This window comes from Burkholderia ubonensis (assembly GCF_902833085.1).
Lineage (GTDB): Bacteria > Pseudomonadota > Gammaproteobacteria > Burkholderiales > Burkholderiaceae > Burkholderia > Burkholderia ubonensis.
Genome location: NZ_CADFEB010000010.1, coordinates 102647 through 124286 on the forward strand (window position 1 = coordinate 102647; position 21640 = coordinate 124286).

At 63.1% G+C, this 21640-nt stretch carries 22 protein-coding genes and 1 tRNA gene; 9 read left to right on the forward strand and 14 right to left on the reverse strand.

Annotated elements, in window-relative coordinates:
* Positions 1 to 74 precede the first annotated feature (74 nt).
* From HWX31_RS26750 to HWX31_RS26760, 3 genes are all read right to left on the reverse strand, one after another.
* Positions 75 to 1436, reverse strand: a complete 1362-nt coding sequence (locus HWX31_RS26750; protein WP_174961828.1) for an ATP-binding protein — start codon at positions 1434 to 1436, stop codon at positions 75 to 77.
* Positions 1393 to 3270 (reverse strand): GNAT family N-acetyltransferase, encoded by a 1878-nt coding sequence (locus HWX31_RS26755; protein WP_174961826.1) that lies wholly within the window; start codon positions 3268 to 3270, stop codon positions 1393 to 1395. The genes HWX31_RS26750 and HWX31_RS26755 overlap by 44 nt, the downstream gene beginning before the upstream one ends.
* A 178-nt stretch (positions 3271 to 3448) precedes the next feature.
* On the reverse strand, positions 3449 to 3805 hold the full coding sequence (locus tag HWX31_RS26760; RefSeq protein WP_174961824.1) for a hypothetical protein: 357 nt from the start codon (positions 3803 to 3805) through the stop codon (positions 3449 to 3451).
* A 299-nt stretch (positions 3806 to 4104) separates the two neighbouring features.
* Between HWX31_RS26760 and HWX31_RS26765 the strand changes: the two genes are divergently transcribed.
* A complete protein-coding gene (locus tag HWX31_RS26765) occupies positions 4105 to 4362 on the forward strand; it encodes a hypothetical protein (RefSeq protein ID WP_174961822.1) in 258 nt (85 codons plus the stop codon).
* A 165-nt stretch (positions 4363 to 4527) separates the two neighbouring features.
* Here HWX31_RS26765 and HWX31_RS26770 read toward each other — a convergent pair whose 3' ends face one another.
* Positions 4528 to 5052, reverse strand: coding sequence for a cytochrome b (locus tag HWX31_RS26770; RefSeq protein WP_174961820.1), 525 nt, complete (start codon positions 5050 to 5052; stop codon positions 4528 to 4530).
* On the reverse strand, positions 5052 to 6137 hold the full coding sequence (locus tag HWX31_RS26775) for a catalase family peroxidase (protein WP_174961935.1): 1086 nt from the start codon (positions 6135 to 6137) through the stop codon (positions 5052 to 5054). Before HWX31_RS26775 ends, HWX31_RS26770 begins: the two co-directional genes overlap by 1 nt.
* Positions 6138 to 6297: 160 nt before the next feature.
* Between HWX31_RS26775 and HWX31_RS26780 the strand changes: the two genes are divergently transcribed.
* The 4 genes from HWX31_RS26780 (at position 6298) to HWX31_RS26795 (ending at position 8648) form a co-directional block, all read left to right on the forward strand.
* On the forward strand, positions 6298 to 6816 hold the full coding sequence (locus tag HWX31_RS26780; RefSeq protein ID WP_059663929.1) for a sigma-70 family RNA polymerase sigma factor: 519 nt from the start codon (positions 6298 to 6300) through the stop codon (positions 6814 to 6816).
* Positions 6813 to 7568: an anti-sigma factor family protein gene (locus HWX31_RS26785; protein WP_174961818.1), complete on the forward strand. Its 756-nt coding sequence runs from the start codon at positions 6813 to 6815 to the stop codon at positions 7566 to 7568. Before HWX31_RS26780 ends, HWX31_RS26785 begins: the two co-directional genes overlap by 4 nt.
* 192 nt (positions 7569 to 7760) lie before the next feature.
* Positions 7761 to 8147, forward strand: coding sequence for an ankyrin repeat domain-containing protein (locus HWX31_RS26790; protein ID WP_174961816.1), 387 nt, complete (start codon positions 7761 to 7763; stop codon positions 8145 to 8147).
* A gap of 33 nt (positions 8148 to 8180) precedes the next feature.
* A complete protein-coding gene (locus HWX31_RS26795) occupies positions 8181 to 8648 on the forward strand; it encodes a DUF6714 family protein (protein ID WP_174961814.1) in 468 nt (155 codons plus the stop codon).
* 1054 nt (positions 8649 to 9702) lie between these two features.
* Here the strand turns inward: HWX31_RS26795 and HWX31_RS26800 are convergent.
* From HWX31_RS26800 to HWX31_RS26820, 5 genes are read right to left on the reverse strand one after another with little or no spacing between them, the layout of a single operon-like run.
* A complete protein-coding gene (locus HWX31_RS26800) occupies positions 9703 to 10419 on the reverse strand; it encodes a hypothetical protein (RefSeq protein ID WP_174961812.1) in 717 nt (238 codons plus the stop codon).
* A complete protein-coding gene (locus tag HWX31_RS26805; RefSeq protein ID WP_059609528.1) occupies positions 10419 to 10760 on the reverse strand; it encodes a hypothetical protein in 342 nt (113 codons plus the stop codon). The genes HWX31_RS26800 and HWX31_RS26805 overlap by 1 nt, the downstream gene beginning before the upstream one ends.
* A gap of 14 nt (positions 10761 to 10774) precedes the next feature.
* On the reverse strand, positions 10775 to 11023 hold the full coding sequence (locus tag HWX31_RS26810; protein WP_059609527.1) for a hypothetical protein: 249 nt from the start codon (positions 11021 to 11023) through the stop codon (positions 10775 to 10777).
* A complete protein-coding gene (locus tag HWX31_RS26815; protein WP_174961810.1) occupies positions 11020 to 11442 on the reverse strand; it encodes a hypothetical protein in 423 nt (140 codons plus the stop codon). The genes HWX31_RS26810 and HWX31_RS26815 overlap by 4 nt, the downstream gene beginning before the upstream one ends.
* Positions 11443 to 11479: 37 nt before the next feature.
* A complete protein-coding gene (locus tag HWX31_RS26820; RefSeq protein WP_174961808.1) occupies positions 11480 to 11908 on the reverse strand; it encodes an immunity 53 family protein in 429 nt (142 codons plus the stop codon).
* A gap of 437 nt (positions 11909 to 12345) precedes the next feature.
* Here HWX31_RS26820 and HWX31_RS26825 point away from each other — a divergent pair.
* Positions 12346 to 12422, forward strand: a tRNA-Val gene (locus HWX31_RS26825).
* A gap of 111 nt (positions 12423 to 12533) precedes the next feature.
* Here HWX31_RS26825 and wecB read toward each other — a convergent pair.
* Positions 12534 to 13748, reverse strand: coding sequence for a non-hydrolyzing UDP-N-acetylglucosamine 2-epimerase (gene wecB, locus HWX31_RS26830; protein ID WP_174961806.1), 1215 nt, complete (start codon positions 13746 to 13748; stop codon positions 12534 to 12536).
* 1084 nt (positions 13749 to 14832) lie between these two features.
* On the opposite strand from wecB, the gene HWX31_RS26835 reads away from it, so the two are divergent.
* A complete protein-coding gene (locus HWX31_RS26835) occupies positions 14833 to 15576 on the forward strand; it encodes a hypothetical protein (protein ID WP_174961804.1) in 744 nt (247 codons plus the stop codon).
* 6 nt (positions 15577 to 15582) lie between these two features.
* The gene (gene glmS / locus HWX31_RS26840; RefSeq protein WP_174961802.1) at positions 15583 to 17400 is read left to right on the forward strand and encodes a glutamine--fructose-6-phosphate transaminase (isomerizing); all 1818 of its coding nucleotides are present in this window, start codon (positions 15583 to 15585) and stop codon (positions 17398 to 17400) included.
* Positions 17401 to 17425: 25 nt separating this feature from the next.
* On the opposite strand, the gene HWX31_RS26845 is transcribed toward glmS, so the two are convergent.
* The gene (locus tag HWX31_RS26845; protein ID WP_174961800.1) at positions 17426 to 17818 is read right to left on the reverse strand and encodes a DUF7079 family protein; all 393 of its coding nucleotides are present in this window, start codon (positions 17816 to 17818) and stop codon (positions 17426 to 17428) included.
* A gap of 195 nt (positions 17819 to 18013) precedes the next feature.
* On the opposite strand from HWX31_RS26845, the gene HWX31_RS26850 reads away from it, so the two are divergent.
* Entirely contained in the window at positions 18014 to 20215 is a 2202-nt protein-coding gene (locus HWX31_RS26850) for a PA5441 family protein (RefSeq protein ID WP_174961798.1), read from the forward strand.
* A gap of 15 nt (positions 20216 to 20230) precedes the next feature.
* Here HWX31_RS26850 and HWX31_RS26855 read toward each other — a convergent pair whose 3' ends face one another.
* Positions 20231 to 21109, reverse strand: a complete 879-nt coding sequence (locus tag HWX31_RS26855; protein WP_174961796.1) for a sigma-70 family RNA polymerase sigma factor — start codon at positions 21107 to 21109, stop codon at positions 20231 to 20233.
* The gene (locus tag HWX31_RS26860) at positions 21106 to 21564 is read right to left on the reverse strand and encodes a carboxymuconolactone decarboxylase family protein (protein ID WP_174961794.1); all 459 of its coding nucleotides are present in this window, start codon (positions 21562 to 21564) and stop codon (positions 21106 to 21108) included. Before HWX31_RS26860 ends, HWX31_RS26855 begins: the two co-directional genes overlap by 4 nt.
* Between the last annotated feature and the right edge of the window lie 76 nt (positions 21565 to 21640).

Here is a 21640-nt window from a genome sequence, read left to right on the forward strand (position 1 = left end):
GTAACCGATCTGTCGAGTTAGCGCGTGGACGAACTCGGCCTCGGCTTGCGCCCTATTGTAGACACGCCTTTGCATCATGTTGGGGTGTTCCCACCATGCGCAGTTACCCTCGGCCGAATCTTAGCGGCAAACGCCCGACCGGTTGCTGCGTCCGCCACGAGACACTCACCGGGGTCCAGTGCTCGAAGTACATTTGGTAAATCAACGCCTCGGGAAGAACCGATATCGTAGGTAAACGACGCCCTCGTAGGCATTCGCGCTACTGCCGCCTGTAGGTCCGTTTCGAAGCCCAAAAAATGCGTAAGTGTCATATCGACTTGGCTCATCAGTCGAGGGTCGACGGCAGAAGGTTGTTGAGTTGCAAATACCATCGAAAGGCCTGCGTCTCTCCCCCGTTTAACGTAATCAATCACGGGCCCAGTAGCCGCGGTTACTGCTCCGGCAGGAACAACCACGTGGGCCTCGTCAATAAATAGCCAAAGTCGGTCAGGTAAATTGGAACCCTCTGTTGGGTCGCCCCCCAGTCTACGCGCGACTCGACGTGCTTGGTGGTGGAAACTCATGCGGTCGGCAAGCAGCCGCGTGAGGACGCCGACAACGAGAGCTCGCATTGAGTCTCCTAGCTGACGCATCAGAATTACGGAGACACAACCAGGCGTCAGTAGCTGATCTAGGGCAACGGCGGATGAGCCAATCAGCTGAGATCCAGCCAGCGACTCAAGGCGCCAACACAGACCTTCAACTGTCGATGTTTGAAACGATGATAAGACACCATTTGGGATGCATCTTGCAGCGAGACCAGAAGGAGGCTCGTCGGGAAAATTTCGAACAAGTGTGGTTAGTGCTTGCCCCAAAGATGAAAATTGCTCCAGTTGAAGCAACGCTAGCCAATCGTCAATAGTGAGCTGGGAAGGAGAGATCTGTAGCGTAGTCACATCGCCCAAAGGCGTACGATATCCCTCTGGCGCCCAGAGGCGTACATTCGGGACCGACGTGGCCGATAGCCCCCAATGATCGATCGCTTCCAACTGACGTCTGTCTTCATCCAAAGTTACGCTTGGTTCTCGAGCAACAGTCCAAAACTGGTCTTGAACGTCAAATATGACCGTCGACCACGTCTGATGACTATGGCCGCTAACGGTCCCCACCCCAGCCACGGACTCGGCAATTACACCGAGATCAAAGCTCTTGCCGCTTCCCCGCGATCCAAAAATCCCGATCACATGTGGGAATGACAAATCCAGCCAGACTCCAGCGTCGAGAGCATTTGAAGCTTGCGCACTTTCAGCAACCTTGCCAATTAACCCAAGCCGCCCGCTTGAAGAATCGAGACGTCGACCGACCACCACTGCTCGGCTCGAGGGTTCGAAGTTGAGCAGAGCTGTCGATTCATTAGCCTTCAGTCTTGACGAGGTGAGAACCTTCTTTGTTTTCATTCTTAACTCCAGATGGGTCTGGTCTTCTGTGTACCTTAACTGCCCGGCCAGGCAGCAATTGCACGACTTTATCAGGCTCTAGTGCAGCGAGAAGTCGATCCGGTGATGCAGTGGCGGCTAGAATAATTTTCCCCGTTCGTCGGCTCAACTCTCGCAGCCCCTTGCACACGGCGGCAGCCGAGAGATCGTCCAATGGCTCACAGAATGCATCGACAAACAGAACGTCGGGGTCTTCTGCCAGTGCACATGCAATGGTCAAGCGATACTTTTGCCCGTCACTAAGAGTCGCAGCTGGCCGCACAAACAGTGATGACTCGGCCAAGCCCGCGATCCCAAGGAGTGACAAGGCATGCTCAAGACTCACTTTATCAAGTAAGTCAACGGGCGCTTTGCTTAGGTCTACTTTCGTAACCCAGGAGACTCGGTCAGTGCCGGATATCTTGCCATTTTGAATGGAGACGCCGTCAGGTAGCGATTGAATTCCGGTGAGACTTTCATGTATCGCACGCAATAAAATGGATTTTCCTGTACCACTTGGTCCAGTGATTAAAATCACATCCCCAGAGTGGATCTCCAAATCTAGGTTTGAAATTAAGCTAGTGTCAACCCGCTTGGCGACAATACCAAACGCCTCAGCAACTTTTCGCCCGCGTGGACTAGCTGATGGAGCGACAGAAGTATTTATGCTCAAGCCGTTTATGTTGATCAAGTTTGCTCCTGAGGCAAACGGTCTGGACCTAAGAAGATGCGCTCCGTTAGGCACTTGTCGTGCGATGGGTGCTACCGCGTGAAGGTGTTTCGTCGCTGCAGGTGTAAGGCCATACATGTAAGTTGGCTTCGGGCGCCTAAATACGCGATGTAGAGAGATCCATTCGTCGTCGTCAAGTGTCTCCGGGGAGCGTCGAAGAACGTTAAGCAGGTGCTCTAGCCCGATGTTGCGTCGATTCATTACTCCAAGCAGCATTGTCGCGTAAGAACGCTGCAGACTCATGATGCCGCCGCCACCTTGAGGAAAATCGTCGTTCGATCCACTCTTGATCGTTCTGTTCAAGAGATAGCGCATATCCCGAAGCATGCGCACCTCATTCCCCTCTGTATCTCCAACATACGTGAAACCCGCGCCTAATACAAAAGGTGCAAAGCGGAGCATATCCGCTGTGATCTCAAGAAATACAGCTTGACTTCCCCCATAGTGCCAACGGTCGCGAGCGTATATTGTCGCCGCGTTGGCAAGCTTTGACGCCAAGCCTAGTCCACGGAGCTCTGGATAGACTACACATCTAGAGATTCGCGCGAGTCTTTTAGTATGACGCTTCGCTGTATTCATATCCCATCGCTGCCAGTGCACGTCACGCTCAGGGTCGGAGAACGGACGGTCCAAGACGGTCTTGCGCGCCGTGTTGACAAGCAGTGCGGAGGTTATCTCGATGAACCCAATGACTTTAGGCAAAAGCCTATGGGACGTCACCGCGATAAGCGGCACCGCCCGGCCTGCCATGTTTTCACCGCGATAGTGAAACTGCTTCAAGCTGTTAAGTGCAGAGAGCTCATCTTCAGACTCCACCTCCTTAACAGTAATGTCGAGGTGCTCTTGGCCAAGATCGACTCGATATGAAACCGACCATGAGCTACTCAAATCCAGAAGTTTCTGCTCTTCCTCTAGAAGGATTTTTACTCCGCTGCCATCTTTTGCGACCAACACCTTATCGCCTTTGCCCACGGGAGCAAACGGACGAATAGAAATAGAAGCGCCCGATTCGAGTCGAAGTTCCGTCGATGCCCCGCGCCTCACTCGCGCGATGACACGATCTCCAATAGTTTCCAGTTTCTTCAAGCTCTTGTGCTCACGTGAATTTTAACTGCCATCAGAATGATTCAACACCATTGCTTCGTTCGGAACTGAAGAAGCCAGTGCTACCCATCGCTGATTCATGAAAGTAATCTGTATAACTCTCCATTTGTCACCTGGGATAAACGGAAATTCTAGTTTCGATGGATTAGAGAATCTCTTGCTACCTTTTTTCCGTACCGCTGCTACGACAAATAGCACTCCCTTTTTTCCACGCATCTCCATCAATTCGGACAACTATTCGTCGTCGATCTAGCGCAACCCACTCTCTTCCCTTTTCACCGAAACATGCAAGGATCATATTCCGAATGCCGGAATATGATCGAAGATCAAGTATTTTCGCTCGATTCCACGGGCCAAGCTGCTGAGCCCCCTGTCGTGCCTTGCTTAGTGTGTGCTTTGCAAGGTCGGCGAGCGCCTCAAGTTGCGCGTCTGAACTGAGTTCAAGATGTACCAACGCATCGCTGATGAACTTGTCGTCGTCTTCAGGAACGAAAAATTGCCTTTCAGCGGTCGACATCGACTTTGGCCACAAATAGCTCCGCAACTCATCTATATTAGATACGAAGTGTACCGAAGTTTGTTGTACCAGCACAAGGGGATAGGACCTGCCCCGATGCTTGTACAAGCCCTGGTACTTGCCTACTACTTCGTCGACGTCGACGCCCGCTATACCGTTTGGCCAATCCGTTCGTAGTCTCGTCAGTCAGACCTTTCTTCCCTTACACTCGTATAGCAGCACCGCAAAAAAGCGCGGGCCGCATGGGCTGCCACCCATACGACCCGCTGACCACAACCAACTCACCGTAGGAGTTGCCCATGGCTAACGCCAATCATAAGTCACGTCCAAAGAAACACAATCTGAACACCAGGCTTACGATGATCCTCCGCAGCACGCCAGACCGCCCCAAGAGAGGCTGGCCGTACCTGCCTTGGATGAGCGTCATCGATGCCCACTTCAAGCTATTCGGATTCGAACCGGGTGACCGCGTCTATCTCGACATCAATCACAAGACCCGGCAAATCACCATCACGCCCGACTACAGCGACCTTGTCCCGCGAGAGCAAGCGGCGTAACAGCAAGGGCCGCTTCGTGCGGCCCTTGCTGCATTTCGGTAGTTGGCTCGACGCGAAGTGCTGTTCTCAGTCGGACTTCGCACCTCAATGTGCGGTTCGGACGCAATGGCGATTTTTCGGCCGCCATCTTCAACAACCGTCACAACAAAAAGCAGCCTTCCACCCTCACCTCCCCACCATCGCCCTCAACACCCCATCCCGCCTCACCAACCCGTGATAAAGCGCCGCAGCAAAGTGCGCAAGAAACGTAGCAAAGAACAGATAAGCCACCCACTGATGCGCGATCCTGAGCCACGCAAACGCAACAGGATCAGCCGAAACAATCGCCGGCAGTTGCACCCCGTCCCCGAGCGTCACCGGATACCCGCCGGCGGAGAGCATTGCCCACCCGATCAACGGCATCGCGATCATCAGCGCGTAGAGCGCGAGATGCGACCCAAGCGCCGCAACCTTCTGCCACCCCGGCAAATCCTCCGGCAACCCCGGCGGCCTGGAACTCAACCGCACGACAACCCGCACACAAGCGAGCACGAGAATCGATATCCCCAGCGGCTTATGAATCGCGACGAGCACCGCATGCCGCGCCGACACTGACGAAACCATCCCCACCCCGATAAACAGCATCGACACAATCATCGCGGCCATCACCCAATGCAGCACCCTCGCCGGCAAACTGAACACGCTTTTCATCACCGCTTCTCCGAAGAAGTCACACGCCCAGCCCCAGGCACCCCCGCCTCTTCACTCGTCCTGCGCAGATACGAATCCGCATACGCCGCCGACCTCGCCGCCAGCAACGGATCCCCCGAAGCCTGAATCCCTTCCGGCAGCACCGTCGGGTCGTAATTCACATCCCGGCACGGCCCGCTGTCCTGCTTCGCCACGCGATCGAGCACCAGCGTCCCCGCATCGATCGTCGTCCGTTGCGCGGGCCAGGCCTTCGTCGCGTCGTCCACCGGATCGCCCGGCTCCGCGAGCGTGAGCAGCAGCCTCCACCTTTGCGCACCGTCGCCGATCCGCCGCGTCAGGTCCGCCTGCAACACATCCGGATCCCCGGCCTGCGCGACCTCCCCCGCCCCGGCTGTCTGCTCCGGCACCACCCGCCACCTCACCGCCCGTTTCTCACCCGCCGCATCGACGAGATAAAACGCATTCAACGCGTAATACGTCTCGGTGACGTAACTCGCACTCGGCTTCGCCCCCTTCACCCACGCGCGAAACGCCGCCGTCTCCGGATGCGCATCGAAGAACGCCTTGAGCTTCGCCGGATCCGGCTTCCCGGTCGTCGGATCGGGCCGGCTCGCCACCGTCTGCGCATAGAACGCTTCCGGCGTCGCCACCGGAAACACTGGCATGCTGTTCATCCCGGTCCGCCATTGCTCCCCATCCGGCGCGGTGAGCCGCAACGCCATGCTGCGGATCGGCACGCTGCTGTCCGGCGCATACGGATTCCCGCCCGGCAACGCGAACCGCCCGACCACCGGCGTCCTCACCGCCTTGAAAAAGGGTGCGGTCGAATAAGCACTCGCCGCGCCATTCCCGTCGAAGTAACCGCTCACGCACACGCCTTTCGCGTGATTGCGCCGGTACTCGGGATGCAGGCCGCCGTTCGCCTGCAGCGCATCGACGAGCTTGTGCGGCGTCAACCGCGCCGGCGCGAGCCACCCGCCGGCATACCCGAACGCCGCCGCCACGCCCACCACGGCCCCGCCGATCGCCGCCCAGCGCCATAATCCGCGCCCCGGCTCGCGTTGCGAAGAAGAAGATCGCTCCATGAAAGTCACTCCCGACCATGCGGTCATATGTCGAACTCGAGTAGGACGCCGCCCAACCCGCTCTATTCCATCGAAAAATTTTTCGTAAGCTGGTGGAATAACTCCGCGCGGCAATCGTCCTACGCGACGAATCCACGCCCTACCCGGCAACCGGCCCGCCATGCCCTCGACCGACCAAGACGATCAATTGCGCGAACTGATCCCGCGGCTGCGCCGCTTCGCGCTCTGGCTGACCCGCGACGTCCACGCGGCCGACGATCTCGTGCAGTCGACGCTCGAGCGCGCGCTGTCGCGCTGGTCGAGCCGCCGCGACGACGCGTCGCTGCGCAGCTGGCTCTTCACGATCCTGTACCGGCGCTTCCTCGACGGGAAACGCAGCGCGAAGCGCTACGCGTGGCTGCTCGGCCGCCTTCAGGAACCGGACGAGCCGCACTGGCCGTCCGCGGAACGCGAGTTCGCCGCGCGCGCGACGCTCGAAGCGTTCGGCCGCCTCTCCGACGAGCAGCGCAGCCTGCTGCTGCTCGTCGCGGTCGAGGGCTTCAGCTACCAGGAAGTCGCCGATCTGCTCGACGTGCCGATCGGCACCGTGATGTCGCGGCTCTCCCGCGCGCGCCAGGCGCTGCGCCAGCTCAGCGACGGCGAAATCCCCGCCCCTTCACTGCGGTTGATGAAGAAATGAACATCCCACCCGACGAACACGACCTCCACGCCTACGTCGACGGCCAGCTCGACGACGACGCGCGCGCCGCGGTCGAACGCTATCTCGCGCTTCATCCGGACCGCGCGGAACAGGTGCAGCGCTGGCGGCAGGACGCGCAGCGGCTGCGGGCCGCGCTCGCGAGCGTGCCGCTGCCGACGGAGAACCCGGCGCTCGATCCGACGGCGATCCGCGCACGACGCGCCGAACGCGCGCGGATGCGGTTCGCGATGGCTGCATCCTTTGTTCTCTGCGTTGGCCTTGGGACGTTCGGCGGATGGCAGGCGCGCGGGTGGAATGCGCCGCCGACGGTCGCGCCGATGAGCGACGCGGTCGAGGCATACAAGCTGATGGTGGTCGATCGCAGCGCGCGAGTGGATGTCACGCCGACGAGTGCGGACGAGTTGCAGACTTGGCTCACCCGTCGCGTTGGTTCGGGCGCGAAGCTGCCGGATTTGAGCGCAGCGGGGTTCCGGCCGGTTGGCGGGCGTCTGTTCGCGACCGAGCGCGGTGCGGCGGCGATGGTGCTGTATGAAGACGATGCGGGGCGCATGCTGAGCTTCTACGTGCGGCCGCCTGAGTCGGCGCATCGGCTGCTTGCGGCCGGTGAGCGCGTCGATGGTGAGCTGCTCGCGCGCTATGGCTCACTGCACGGGCTCAACTATGCCGTGGTCGGAAAGGTGGACAGTCTCGGCGAGAAAGCCGTCGCGCGCGCGCTTGACGAGCAGACGTGATTGGCGCGATGTGGTCGCCGTTTGCGCAAGGCGACCGCCCTTGTGCCGAACATCTCACCAAATTGACCGCGCCGAGCAGTGCATTACATTGGACGAGCCATGGGATCAGAAACGGCTACCAGTTCGGCATGACCAAAAGATTGCCGGTTGGAAAAGTCGCCTTCAGAATCTGCATGATGACCACGATAGGAAATGCACGCAGAAATGTCCTCTAATGAGCAGCTGAAATCTCTTTTTGAGAAGTACAAGACCCATCCCGAATTCCTTGGACTTGAACTGACTGACCCAAATCAACGAGGGGCGGTGGATGATACGCTCTTGCATCTCGCCGCGCGCAAGGGCGCCATTGAAGATATGAAAGTGTTGATTGATGCCGGCGCCGATGTGAACATTGCGGGCGATCTGGGCAATACGCCACTTCATCAGGCGGCAATGATGAAGCAATTGGAATCTGTGAAATTTCTTTTGACGCACGGCGCCAAGAAACAACTGAATAACGAGTTCGACCAGACGGCACTGGATGTCGCCAAGATTACCAAAAATGCCGAAATCATTCGTCTTCTCGAAACGTGGCAATGAAATCAATCCGCATCACAGCCCGGACGTGAGCCAATGGAACACCTCTTCTCCCTATTCCAGAACGATACTTTCTCCATGGAGAAGGCAGTCACAAACAGAAATGGGATTGAGGCGCGAGCAGTAGACGACTTTTTTAGAGGCCGGAGGAAATTCGAAACGAGTCTGGCGGAACTTCGGGAAGACTACGAATGTGACGAGTCAGCATGCCTTTCCTTTATGGAGCCGGAGGCGTTTGCGTTCTTTTTACCGTTATTCATGAAACTGGCTGCGTGCAGCTACGACGAATCGGGCAACATTCCTGATTCACTAGTGTACAAATTGCATCGGATGGCAACAGGCGGGGCCGACCACTTGCTGCATACGATATCGACGACTTACTCAAAGAGTCAATGCGATGTTGTTGTGAAATTTCTCGACGAGATGAGCCGAATTGAATGGCAACATCAATCCCCCGATCTGGCAGCGGAAGCTGCAAGACTACTTCGGGAGAAAATTGGATAGAAGATTTTGGCGCCAAGTGAAGTCTCGGCGAGAAAGCCATCGTGCACGCACCGGATGACGCGGTGCACCCGACCGGAGTCAAGCACGCTCACCATTCGGTTTCACAGCGTTTCGAGTCCTTTTGGAGGGCGGATATCCACAACGAGCGCGGCGACTCGACGCTTTCATCCGGGAGCATTCACCCTCACCTTCGGAATGCACAGCATTTCGACTGGTTTCGGAAGCAGGATATCCACAACGAACACGACAGCCCGGCCGACCGCTTTCTCCCGATTGAAACGCCCCGGCAATCTGCACGGAACGACCGCCTGCTGGCCGATTGACGCAATGTGGTCAACCGCAGGCATCGACCCTCACCTTTCCAATTCACAGCATTTCGAGTCATTTCGCAGGCCGGTTATCCACATCGACCGACACAACATGACCGCCTCTCGCCCTCGACCTGGCGCGGCCTCTTCGAGAAATAGCCGGCAGCGCAGCGCCCAACGCGCGGACGCCTGCTCCCATCCGATCGCGTCGCAGAATCCGCATCGCAAGGCGGATGCGCGCGGTCGCGCACGATACCACACACAGAATTTCCGACTGCTTCTGCGATCGATTGTCCACACCTTTGCGGTCGACGCGTCGCCGAAGACGTCGCAAAACGTCCATCACGTCGCACGCGCTTGCGATCGAGTCAGGCACAGCATTTTCAATTCTTCTTGCGCATGGTTGTCCACAACTTGAACGACAGAACCGTCGACTCGATCATGTGACGCACCGCGTCGTATGACGCGTGCATCTGGTAAAGACGATCGCGCTCACAGCGTTTTCATTCTGTTCCGCGCCGCATATCCACAACGCAAATGATGGATCGAAGCGCATTCCATATCGTGCAGCGCGAAGGTGTTGGAGATGTCGCAGCTGAAAGCGACGTCGAGCGACACAATCCACTCATACCGCCGAACACGCTTCGGCAAGCACCGGCCATCGCAGGCACAGCATTTTCACCCCCTTCACTACCGGATATTCACAACCTGCATCACGGCGCCATCGGCTTCCCGCACCTCGACTTTCATGCCGGCGTATCGGCCCCCACCACACCGCTACGCCGCAACACGTCACGCAAGCAGACCGGACAAACCCGCTCCCCCGCATTCCAGAGCTTCACGAAAGCGGCCCGGCTTTCCAGCCGGAACGTCGATTCGGCGATCCCGATGTCGGGCCCGAATACCCTCCGGAGAAACGCTTCATCGAACCAGTACACGGGCTCATGCGCCACTGAAGCATCGACGACCCGAACCACGCGAACCTCGCGCAGCACGTCGATCGTCAGAATCGCCTCCTCGATGTCCGGCGATGATCGCGTCGGAAAGATCAACCCATGCAGCTCGCACTGCGCGATCGACCCGCTGCACGTCACGCCTTCGGCCACGACCGACGTATCGAACGCCTGCGCGTCCGACGTCGGTGCATCCGGCACTTCGCCGGACCTCACCAGCAGTTCATCCAGGCACGCAGGACAGACATGCGTCCACGCGCGTTCGAGGGCGGCGATCTGCGGAAATGCCGTCACATGCGCAACGTTGTCGACGTACTTCGCATCGACCTGATGCGCATTGAGATCCGCACGCAGCATCCACGCGACCTTGCTGCCCTTGGGCCGGTCGAGCGACACCTTGATCAGTTCGCCAGGTGCGAAGCGCCCACGCGTGCGGATGCGCGCGCCGATCCCGTTCGACGCCTTCCTGAAGAACCGGACACCGTGACGATGACAAAGCACCGGCCCCATCAACGATCTCCGCTGCGCGCATCATCCTGCGCCTGTTTCATTTCCATCAGGCAGCCGTGGCACGTTGCCGTCATCAGATCGAGCGCCGCCCACACCGCGTCCTCGCCGGTGATGCGGTAGTTCCCGTCGGCATCACGCACCGCGCCCAGCGCGACGACCGCCGGCCCGTCCGATTCGAGGATGAAGCACCGCCATTCGACGCCTTCGTCTTCGAGCGTCAGCGCAACGAGCCGGCTGGCGGCCGCCCATTCGTCGCGATCGCCGTAAAGCAGCGCAGCCGCGGTGCGCGTCAGATGGACGCCGCTGTCGCGGCCATGTACCGAACAATTGATTACCGACATTCATGTTCCCTCGTTCACGCGACAAGCCACCGGACGATGTCGGCCATATCGCTGTCCGACAACGCGCCGATCCGGTCGACGAACACCCCGTAGTCGAGATCGAATTTCACGTTGAACCGCTCGCCTTTGTAGCGGCAGCACAAGACGTCGGCTTCGGGGATCGATACGCGTTGTTCGAGAACGATGTCGCCGGGATGCTGCTGCAGGCGATGCACCACGACATCAATATCGAGCGCATCCAGTTGCTTGGCCTGGGTTGTCATTGCCGCTCGTCCGCGTGCGGTGCAACGCCCGAATCGTTCCGCTTCACCCGTCGCAACGACATGCAGCCGATCACCACGTAGTCCGCAACGGTGATTAACGACACGACGAGATGCGTCACCGTATCGACGACGAACCAGACGATCCGCTCGTCGTCGTCGAGCCGGTCGACCGCCGCTTTCGCTTCGACGAAGCCATGATGTTCGCGGCACTGTTCGTCGAACAGGCCGATCCTCAGCGCCAGCAGCCCACTCATGCCGATGCGGGTGTATTCGTCAAGATTCCAGTCGCGTCGCAGCCGCTCGTCCAGCCCGCCCTGTGCGATGGCCTGGGCGAGCACGTCGCGTGCCGCTCGGCTGAAGTCGTCTCGCTCAACCACAGCCCCGAAATCGACATGGGTCGCCAGATCGCGCATCTTCATCGGCGAGCGCCCGTCATCCAGAACGATCGGCAGCGCATCACGCCTCCTTGATCCAGTCGGCCGCAAGCGCCAGCAGCTCAGGCAGGTTGCCGGGGCCGCCATACCCGGCAAACGCTGTGTCGGTCGCGCGGACCGAGATCCAGTCCATCTCGTCGCGCTCCACATGCAGGTCGAGCGGCTTGCCGGCCGATGCGCCATCGATCTTCACGCGCCAGCCCGGATTGTCGATATTGGCGATCTCGATACCGTGCGCATGCTCCCAAACGCCATCGCAGCGGGACGCGTACCAACGTTGCAAAACGGTCAGCGGATCGTTCATGTGCAGGAGATTCGTGATCGAGCGGACGATCTTTTCTGTGATCCGATGCCGCGCCGTGCTGTTTGCCGGCGTGATGGGAAAAGCGTCCGCTGCGTCGATGTGCGCGATTCTACAGAGGATTTCGCACCGCTCGCGGGTGCTGGCCACAGCATTTCACGCCGTTTGTGCACCGATCACAGTCACCGCCCTGTGGTTCTCCAATGGTTTTGACTGGATATGTATACAAACGTAGTAGTAGTTAACAAGCCCTGCTCCGCGCTGTGGATAACTCCACAAATGCACTGGAAAATCAACGCGATGCCGAATTCATAACCGCACGAAATTCGCCTGCACAGCTCTGTGAAGCACAGAACAACTTTTGGCGCGTTGCACAGGCCGCACAGATATCCTCAATCGTTCCACTGTGAGTCCAGAGGCTTGCGAAACGGTTATCCAGAGGGAAATGTGGATAACCTGACGCCCCCGACGCGTTTGCCTGTGCAACGCATACGCATGCCCGCCCGTGCCGCACACCCCGATCCAAAAAAATTTGCATCGAAACACTTGTGCTCCGCACCAACCGTGTCTATAATTTGCGGCTTCTTAGGCTCGTAGCTCAGCTGGTTAGAGCACCACCTTGACATGGTGGGGGTCGTTGGTTCGAGTCCAATCGAGCCTACCAACGCACAAAAGAAGGGGTCCGGCAGCGTGCATTGCCCACAGGCAACGCGGCTCGCCAAACGATCAGACGCCGCGCGGCAAGTCCGCGCGGCGTTTTTCTTTTTAGGCCGTCTTACGCCGAGCGTAGCGCATGCAGTCCCAGCGCCAGCGCGTTGAACGGCATCTCTCCCGATCCCATTCCGTAGTTCACGATGTTCGGCGCCGCGCGCGGCCGGCTCAACAACACCGGCACGATCCGCTCGCACGCCTGGCCGTCGCCGTACGGATTGCTCGCATGCGCCATCTCGTCGTACGCGCTGTTGCTAGCGATCAGCCGCGACGCTTCTTCGACGAGGCGCTCCGCGTCCGTGCCGACGAGCCGCGCATTGCCGGCCTGGACCGCCTCCGGGCGCTCGCACGTGTCGCGCGTGACGAGCACCGGCTTGCCGAGCGCCGGCGCCTCCTCCTGGATGCCGCACGAGTCGGTGATGATGAAGTGCGCGCGCGACATCAGGAACACGAACGACAGGTACGCAGGCGGCTCGATCACGTGCAGGTTCGCGATGCCCTCGAGCAGCGCGCACATCGGCTCGTCGACGCCCGATTCGCCATGCAGCGCATAGACGAACTGCACGTCGCGATGCCGGCTCGCGAGGAGGCGCAGCGCATGCCCGAAGCACGCGCGCACGTCGCCGCTGTAGAAGCGGTGGCCGGACACCAGCACGATGCGGCTGTCGCCGGCGACGAACGGATAGCGCTCGACGATCGTGCGCGCGAACGCCTCGTCGCGTTCGAGGATGCGCCGCACGCCCTGCAGCGCGTCGATCAGCGTGTCGCCGCTCAGCACGACGCTGTCGGCCGGCACGCCCTCGCTGAACAGGTTGCGGCGCGCGCGCTCGGTCGGCGCGAAATGCCAGGTCGACACCGCGTCGGTGATGCGGCGGTTCAGCTCCTCGGGCCACGGCGACCAGATGTCGCCGCTGCGCAGGCCCGCCTCGACGTGCGCGACCGGCAGATAACGGTAGAACGCCGCGAGGCTGACCATCAGCGTCGTGATCGTGTCGCCGTAGACCACCACGGTGTCCGGACGCAGCCGGTCGAATACGTCACCGATCGCACGCAGCAGGCCGGACGTCGCGTCGGCCTGCGCGTGGCTCGAATCCGTCAGGTTGAGCGCGTAGTCGGGCGTGATGTCGAACAGCGCGAGCAGCGGGTCGAACGTCTCGCGCCGCCGCACCGTGACGCAAACCTTCGCGTCGATGTTGCCGTGAGCCTTCAGCGCGCGCACGAGCGGCGCCATCCCGGCCGCCTCCTGGCGCGAGCCGAGCACAAACAGGAATTTCCGCATGTCGAACCTCGAATCGCTCCCTGATTCGTCCTGGCGCGGGAGTCCGCCCCCGCGCGCAAGCACGGGTGAATCGGCGGTGCAGCGCGGCCGTGGGCAGCGCTGCGCAAAGGGCTTGGGCCCGGGGATCGTTTCGTCGTGGGGGCATGCGCTGGCGAAGCGTCCTCGTACCCGCCATCTCGTGGCGAGTGGCAAGTCATGTCATGTGTCGTACCTCGTCATGCCGGCCGTCCCGCCGGCTGAATGATTCGCCGCGCCGCGAATGCAGGTGCGGGCGGCGTCATGCGGGATGACGCAAATTTCAAACCAGCCGCGCCGCATCCGGCGGCCGCGTCGTGCGGCGTGGTCGGTCGTCGCTCCGGCATGACGGAACGTTGCACACGTGATACGACGCGCGGCGCGCGCCGGGCCGGCGCGACGCGGCAATCGGCGCGTGTCCGCTGACGAATGCCGGACGACCGAGAGTCGGCACGGCTGCTGCTTCGGCAATGCGCGAGACGCGACACCGCAGGCATCGGCGGCCGTTGCGCGCTCATGGGGATTTTCCCCATGCCGGTACGGGCAACGCGCGGCCGGAGCGAAACGTTGCGTCCATGAAACGGGCATCCGGCGCCCTTTCCGCGGCCGTCTCGCGACGGCAATCGGTGAGCTGCATACAGGCGTGCGCCGAACCGTTGCGGCCCTGCACACAAGGCGCGGCGAAGGCGTGATGCCGGTGATGGCTCCCGCAAAGAACGTTCCTCGGGTCGCGCAGACGGCTGATACGCAGATGAATCAAAAACCTGTCGACTGCGTAATCCGGGCCTCGGCCGGCACGCGATTCGGCCTTGCCGGACACGGCGCGCCGCGCGATGGCTCGGCCCTTGCTTCCAATGGGGTGTGCCCCGTCCCAATGCCTGAACGACTAGCCGTAGATACCGGGACGGTTGAATGCGACTGACACGAGGCCGGGGGGCGGTGTGAGCGGTCGGCATCGGCGGCGCCGCACGCGAAAAAGCGGCGGCGCGGATCGATGCGCGCTCCACCGGCTCCCGTTGAATCCTGTACGTCCGCGACGGCGATCCCGGCGCGGATACGGGGACGAACGATGAAGGACTGTCGGGCGGGTTCGCTCTGCGTCGACGACGTGTTGCTGGTCGCGCTTGCCTGCGCGCTCGCCGCATACGATGCGGCGCTGGCGTGTCCGGCCTGCCGCGATTTCGTCTTCCCGCCGCCGTATTCCGCCGCGTGGCTGTGGCTCGCGGCGCTGCTCGTCTGCGCGCGCAACGTGCGTGCGCTGCCGCGTTGCCCCAACCGCTTCCTGTGTGCGTCGCCCTGCCCGCTGCCGGCCTGGCACATCGTCGCGGGCGCGATCTGCTGCGACCGGTTTGCGCGTGCGTGTGCGTCAAGCGCGCCGCGCGCCCTCGCCGCTTCCGTCGATCCGTCGGCACCGCCCGTCGACGACGACGGTCATCTTCGCGAACCCGCTTCACCGCGCCGCAACGCGAGCCAGCACGGCCGCGACGCCCGTCGCCTCGTGACGCGCGCCCCGCCCGGCCGGCGCGCGGCCTCGCATGCGAGCGGCTGTGCGCACGGCGCACGCGCGTGTCGCACGCCGGGCCGGCCGTTGCCGTGCCGCGTGCTGTTGCGCTCGCTGCCGCTGGCCGCGACCGCGCCGCCAACGTCGCCCTGCGCCGGTCACGGGCCAAGGGACGGCTCGCTGACGCGCGCCGCGCGGGCGCATCGCGCAACTGCACACCAGCATCACGACGGCCGCGGCCGTCATCGCGAATCGTTTCGCCTGCGCGCCGAGCGTCCATGCGCGCGGCACCGCTCACTTCACTGGAGGTAACGCGTCATGTGTGGGATCGTCGGCGCTGTCGCGCAACGGAACATCGTTCCGATTCTGATCGAAGGCTTACGCCGCCTCGAATACCGGGGCTACGACTCGTGCGGCGTCGCGACCGTGGTCGACGGCGCGGCACGCCGCGAGCGCAGCGTGTCGCGCGTCGCGGATCTCGAAGCGCACGTGCTGAGCGCCGGGCTTTCCGGCAGCACGGGCATCGCGCACACGCGCTGGGCGACGCACGGCGCGCCGGCGACCTGCAACGCGCACCCGATCTTCTCGCGCGACGAAATCGCGCTCGTGCACAACGGCATCATCGAGAATCACGAATCGTTGCGCTCGCAACTGTCAGGCGAGCATTACGAATTCGACGGCCAGACCGATACCGAGGTCGTCGCGCACCTGATCCACAGCGTGTATCGCGGCGACCTGCTCGCGGCCGTGCGCGACGCGACCTCGCAGCTGCACGGCGCGTATGCGATCGCGGTGTTCAGCAAGTCCGAGCCGCAGCGGCTCGTCGGCGCGCGGGTCGGCTCGCCGCTCGTCGTCGGGCTGAAGGACGGCGAGTGCTTCGTCGCGTCGGACGCGCTCGCGCTCGCCGGCATCACAGATCGCTTCATCTTCCTCGAGGAAGGCGACATCGTCGAGCTGACGGCCGGCCACGCGCGGATCTTCGATCGCGACGGCGTGCAGGTCGAGCGCCCGGTGCAGACGGTGACGTCGGGCGACGCCGCGGTCGAGCTCGGTCCGTATCGCCACTTCATGCAGAAGGAGATCTTCGAGCAGCCGCGCGCGGTCGCGGCGACGATTCCCGATGCGGGGCTGTTCGACCCCGCGGTGTTCGGGCCGGACGCGCGGCGCATCTTCGAGCAGATCGACAACGTGCTGATCCTCGCGTGCGGCACGAGCCATTACTCGGGGCTCACCGCGCGCCGCTGGCTGGAGACGATCGCGCGGCTGCCCGCGCAGGTCGAGATCGCGAGCGAATACCGCTACAGCGACGCGCTCGCGTTGCCGAACACGCTGGTGGTCGTCGTGTCGCAATCGGGCGAGACGGCGGACACGCTCGCGGCGCTCAAGTACGCGCAATCGCTCGGGCATCCGGACACGCTCGCGATCTGCAACGTGCCGACCAGCGCGATGATGCGGCAGACCAGCCTGCGCTTCCTCACGCGCGCGGGTCCGGAGATCGGCGTCGCGTCGACGAAGGCGTTCACGACGCAGCTCGTCGCGCTGTTCATCCTGTCGGTCACGCTCGGGCGGCTGCGCGGCTGCGTCGACGACGCGCAGCTCGCGCGCTATGCGACGCAGTTGCGGCGGCTGCCCGACGCGCTCGCCGACGTGCTCGCGCTCGAGCCGCAGATCGCACGCTGGGCGGAGGAATTCGCGCGCCACGAGAACGCGCTGTTCCTCGGGCGCGGGCTGCATTATCCGATCGCGCTCGAAGGCGCGCTGAAGCTGAAGGAGATCTCGTACATCCACGCGGAGGCGTATCCGGCGGGCGAACTGAAGCATGGGCCGCTCGCGCTCGTCACGCACACGATGCCGGTCGCGACGATCGCGCCGAACGACATGCTGCTCGAAAAGCTGAAGTCGAACATGCAGGAGGTGAGGGCGCGCGGCGGGCAGCTGTACGTGTTCGCGGATGCCGATACGCGGATCGACAACGGCGACGGCGTGTCGGTGCTCAGGATGCCGGACTACTACGGGCTGCTGTCGCCGATCCTGCACGTCGTGCCGCTGCAGCTGCTCGCGTATCACGCGGCGTGCGTGCGCGGCGCGGATATCGACAAGCCGAGGAATCTGGCGAAGTCGGTGACGGTCGAGTAAGGGGAGGGGCGTTGCGCGGCCGGCGTTACGGCGCGCGCAACGCCGTCAGCTCGCGATCGAGCGCCTGCCAGATGCTGCGGAAGATGCATCGGCGGCGACGGATCGCGCGCCCGCAGCGGGCTTCGAAGCGGCTGAAGGCGGACGCCTGCTGCTGGTCGAGCCAGACGGAGATCTCGCGGATCACGTCTTCGTCGGCGAACGCGAGCCACACGGGCGGGATGGGCGTCAGCAGGTTGCTGCCCAGCACCGGCGCGACTTCGTCGAAGAACGCCGCTTCCAGCGCGGCGTGCGACAGGTTCGGGCAGCGCTCGCGCAGCGACGCGGCGACATACGCGTAATCGACTTCGTTGTCGACGAACAGGTCGGACATCACGACCCAGCAGTCGTGCCGTTCGCGGAGGTCAATTGCGGTCGTCATGCTGCGTGCACTGTCCTGTCGAAAGTCGTCGTCGCGGCCATTCTTGACGCGCTCGACCGGCGCCGTCAACCGCTTTGCTTCAATGACGGGCTGCTAGAATCAGGCGCCCGACGCAGCGGCCGCGCCGCCTGCCGCTCGATTGCGGGTGCAACAGAACAACAACGCGCATCGCGCCCGACTGAGAGCATGCCAAGCATGGCCAAGATCAATACCAAGACTTCCAACCGCATCGCCGCATGGCGGCCGCAGCGTGTCATAGCGACACTGATTGCGAGCCTGCTGCCCGCGGCTGCCGCCCACGCGAGTGGCGACTTCGGCTGCGATCCCGGCGCGACGCTGCGCTTTGACGCATACACCTGCGCAGGCGTGCCGTTCCTGAGCCCGGCCAACGACACGAGGATCAATGCGATGCTGCTGATGGCCGACAGCAGCAAGCTGAGCGACGTATTCCCGAATCCGGCCTCGGTCGCGCCGGCGGACCGCGCGTCGCGGCTCGCGGTGCCGTTCTCGTACGACTTCTCGGGATGGATCGACATCGGCCAGAAGGTGACGACGATGCAGATCGCCGACGGCGCGCAATCCGACACCTACGCGGACGGCGAGGGCGGCATCTGCCGCAGCGCGTCGTCGGGCACCCGGGCGTTCAACGACGCGCTGGACGCGGCGAAGGGGCTCTCGGGCGACGATGCGGCGCGCCTGCGCGCGGCCCGCGCCGACATGGTGAAAACCTGCGCACCGGGCGCGAACGCGGCAGGGGCGGGCTGGACGAAGCCGGCAGGCCTCCAGTCGCCGCTCGGCCAGCAGTTCGCCGCGTACCTCGACGGCGCGCACGCGTTCTACGCGAGTGACTTCGACGGCGCGGCCACGACCTTCGACGGCCTGCGCGACAGCGCCGATCCGTGGCTGAAGGAAGCCGCGCTGTACATGGTCGGCCGTGCGCGGCTCAACGTCGCGCAGGCCGACGCGTTCGGTTCCGACAACTACGCGATGAAACCCGAGCGGGTCGACAAGGCCGCGCTCAACGCGGCCGACGCGGCGTTACGCGGCTATCTGAACGCGTATCCGCACGGCCGCTACGCGGCGTCCGCGCTCGGCCTGCAGCGACGCATCGCGTGGCTCGGCGGCGACACGGCGCGGCAGGCCGCCGTCTACGACAAGGCGTTCGCCGCCTGGTCGCCGGCGGCGTCGAACGTCCCGCTCGGCCAGCTCGCGAACGAGCTCGACAGCAAGATGCTGATGTCGCTCGGCGACGATACGAGCCGCATTCAGTCGCCCGCCGTGCTCGCGCTCGTCGACTTGATGCGCATGCGGTCCACGGACACGGTGTACTGGAGCGACCGCAAGCCCAAGCCACTGACGCTGGACGAGCTGCGTGCGCAGAAGCCGCGCTTCGCCGCAGCGCCGGCGCTGCACGACTACCTGCTGGCCGCGTACCACGTGTACGTCGACAAGAAGCCGCAGCAGGCGCTCGCGCTGCTGCCGTCGTCGCCCGGCGCGCCGCTCGATTACCTCGCCCTCAGCCAGCAAACATTACGCGGTTTCGCGCTCGAGGACAGCGGCCAGCCTGCGCAGGCGCGGCAATTGTGGGAACGGCTGATTCCGCTCGCGAAATATCCGCTGCAGCGCGAGGCGCTGGAGCTCGCGCTCGCGATCAACCTGGAGCGGGCAGGGCAGATCGCGCCGATGTTCGCGGCAGGTTCGCCGATCCGCAGCCCGGCGATCCGTTCGATCCTGCTGCAGCACGACGCCGACGCGGACCTGCTGCGCCGCGAGGCGCAAAGCCGCTCCGGCGACGCAGCGCTGCGCGAGATCGCGCTGGCCACGCTGCTGTACAAGGAACTGACGCGCGGCCACTACGCGACGTTCCTCGACGACCTGGCGCTCGTGCCGGCCAAGCCGTCGGACGCGTTGAAGGCCTTTGTGCAGACGGGCGGCGTCAGCGGCGACGAGTACGTGTGTCCGTCGATCCGCGACATCGCCGCGACGCTGAAGCGGACGCCGGCCGATCCGAAGGGACACAACTGCGTCGCCGAATTCGTGCGGCGCCATCCGCCCGTCTACGGCAACGACGACCCGTCGTTCGGGCGATCGCCGGCGGACCCGCGCACGTGGGCGTCGAAGAAAGCACCGCCGTCGCTCGGCAGCGCGCCGTCGCAGTTCCAGGGCGGCACCTACGCGCGGATCGACAGTTACCGGAAGGTGATCGGCAACGCGCAGGCGCCGGCCGACGATCGCGCGTATGCGTTGTATCGCGCGGTGAGCTGCTTCGCGCCGGCGGGCTACAGCGAGTGCGGCGGCAACGACATTCCGACCCGCACGCGCAAGCAGTGGTTCAAGACGCTGAAGGCCGCGTATCCGCGCAGCCAGTGGGCGCAGTCGCTGCAGTACTACTGGTGATGCACCGCCGCGGCGTCAATGCAGATGCCGCAGCTTGTCCGGATTGCGGACCACGTAGATCGCCGCGACCTTGCCGTCCTCGATCTCGAGCGCGGTCGTCTGCAGCTCGCCGTCGGCTTCGAGCGTGACGAAGCCCGGCAGCCCGTTGATGAAGCCCGCGCGCACGAGCGTCGACGCGTTCTTGCGGAACAGCTCCGCGAGGTATTCGTGGACCTTCATCACGCGCTCGAAGCCGAGCACCGGCTCGCCGGCCGCCGGGCGCTTGCCGCCGCCGTCCGCATGCAGGCTCACGTCCTCGGCGAGCAGCGCGCCGAGCGCGCGCATGTCGCCGCTGCGCGACGCCGCGAAGAACGCCTCGGCGATCTCGACGCCGCGCTGCTTCTCCACGTGAAAGCGCGGCCGCGCTTCGCGCACGTGCGTGCGCGCCCGCGCGGCGAGCTGCCGGCATGCGGCAGGCTCACGCCGGATGGTCGCGGCCACTTCGTCGAACTCGAGGCCGAACACGTCGTGCAGCAGGAACGCCGCGCGCTCCAGCGGCGACAGCCGTTCGAGCGCGAGCATCAGCGGCAGCGTGACGTCCTCCTGCTCGTCCTCTTCGACGACAGGCTCGGGCAGCCACGGGCCGACGTAGGTCTCGCGCTGATGCCGCGCGGATTTGAGCTGGTCGAGGCACAGTCGCATCACCATCCGGCGCAGGAACGCCTCGGGCACGCGCACCTCGCTTCGATCGACGTCCATCCAGCGGATGAACGCCTCCTGCACGATGTCCTCGGCATCGGCGACCGAGCCGAGCATCCGGTAGGCGACACGCACGAGCAGGCGGCGCAGCGGGTCGAAGCTCGTCGCCGCGTCCGTTGCGTTCGTTGCTGCGGCGGGATCGCGCGCCTGCGTCATGCGGCAGCCTGCGCCGCGGCCGGTTCGACCCACAGGCCGAAGCCGATGGCGATCCGGTTCCAGCCGTTGATCACGTTGATCATCAGCGTGAGCTTCACCTGTTCCTCCTGCGTAAAGTGGTCGTTCAGCGCCGCGTACGCCTGCTCGTGCGTGTGGCCTTCGGAGAGCCGCGTGAGCGCGTCGGTCCAGCCGAGCGCCGCGCGTTCGCGCTCGGTGTAGCAGGGCGCTTCGCGCCACGCGGACAGCAGGTACAGGCGTTGCTCGGTCTCGCCCTTCGCGCGCGCTTCGGCGGTATGCATGTTAATGCAGTTCGCGCACGCGTTGATCTGCGAGGCGCGGACCTTGACCAGCTCGATCAGCGTCGGCTCGAGGCTCGCCTCGGCGGCCAGCGACGTGCTCATCCAGTTCTTCATCAGCGACGGGGCGGCGGCGAACGGGTCGAGTTTGGCAGTCATGGTTTCATCTCCTTGGGTTGGGTTTCGATGACATGACGAGCGAGCCCCCCGCGTGTGTGACATGCGCGCAAAAAAA

Excerpts from the sequence above, each read along its gene's own strand:
- HWX31_RS26750 (WP_174961828.1), bottom strand. The coding sequence starts at position 1,436 with ATGAAAACAAAGAAGGTTCTCACCTCGTCAAGACTGAAGGCTAATGAA.
- HWX31_RS26760 (WP_174961824.1), bottom strand. The coding sequence starts at position 3,805 with ATGTCGACCGCTGAAAGGCAATTTTTCGTTCCTGAAGACGACGACAAG.
- HWX31_RS26765 (WP_174961822.1), top strand. The coding sequence starts at position 4,105 with ATGGCTAACGCCAATCATAAGTCACGTCCAAAGAAACACAATCTGAAC.
- HWX31_RS26770 (WP_174961820.1), bottom strand. The coding sequence starts at position 5,052 with ATGAAAAGCGTGTTCAGTTTGCCGGCGAGGGTGCTGCATTGGGTGATG.
- HWX31_RS26775 (WP_174961935.1), bottom strand. The coding sequence starts at position 6,137 with ATGGAGCGATCTTCTTCTTCGCAACGCGAGCCGGGGCGCGGATTATGG.
- HWX31_RS26780 (WP_059663929.1), top strand. The coding sequence starts at position 6,298 with ATGCCCTCGACCGACCAAGACGATCAATTGCGCGAACTGATCCCGCGG.
- HWX31_RS26785 (WP_174961818.1), top strand. The coding sequence starts at position 6,813 with ATGAACATCCCACCCGACGAACACGACCTCCACGCCTACGTCGACGGC.
- HWX31_RS26790 (WP_174961816.1), top strand. The coding sequence starts at position 7,761 with ATGCACGCAGAAATGTCCTCTAATGAGCAGCTGAAATCTCTTTTTGAG.
- HWX31_RS26795 (WP_174961814.1), top strand. The coding sequence starts at position 8,181 with ATGGAACACCTCTTCTCCCTATTCCAGAACGATACTTTCTCCATGGAG.
- HWX31_RS26800 (WP_174961812.1), bottom strand. The coding sequence starts at position 10,419 with ATGGGGCCGGTGCTTTGTCATCGTCACGGTGTCCGGTTCTTCAGGAAG.
- HWX31_RS26805 (WP_059609528.1), bottom strand. The coding sequence starts at position 10,760 with ATGTCGGTAATCAATTGTTCGGTACATGGCCGCGACAGCGGCGTCCAT.
- HWX31_RS26810 (WP_059609527.1), bottom strand. The coding sequence starts at position 11,023 with ATGACAACCCAGGCCAAGCAACTGGATGCGCTCGATATTGATGTCGTG.
- HWX31_RS26815 (WP_174961810.1), bottom strand. The coding sequence starts at position 11,442 with ATGAAGATGCGCGATCTGGCGACCCATGTCGATTTCGGGGCTGTGGTT.
- wecB (WP_174961806.1), bottom strand. The coding sequence starts at position 13,748 with ATGCGGAAATTCCTGTTTGTGCTCGGCTCGCGCCAGGAGGCGGCCGGG.
- HWX31_RS26835 (WP_174961804.1), top strand. The coding sequence starts at position 14,833 with ATGAAGGACTGTCGGGCGGGTTCGCTCTGCGTCGACGACGTGTTGCTG.
- glmS (WP_174961802.1), top strand. The coding sequence starts at position 15,583 with ATGTGTGGGATCGTCGGCGCTGTCGCGCAACGGAACATCGTTCCGATT.
- HWX31_RS26845 (WP_174961800.1), bottom strand. The coding sequence starts at position 17,818 with ATGACGACCGCAATTGACCTCCGCGAACGGCACGACTGCTGGGTCGTG.
- HWX31_RS26850 (WP_174961798.1), top strand. The coding sequence starts at position 18,014 with ATGGCCAAGATCAATACCAAGACTTCCAACCGCATCGCCGCATGGCGG.
- HWX31_RS26855 (WP_174961796.1), bottom strand. The coding sequence starts at position 21,109 with ATGACGCAGGCGCGCGATCCCGCCGCAGCAACGAACGCAACGGACGCG.
- HWX31_RS26860 (WP_174961794.1), bottom strand. The coding sequence starts at position 21,564 with ATGACTGCCAAACTCGACCCGTTCGCCGCCGCCCCGTCGCTGATGAAG.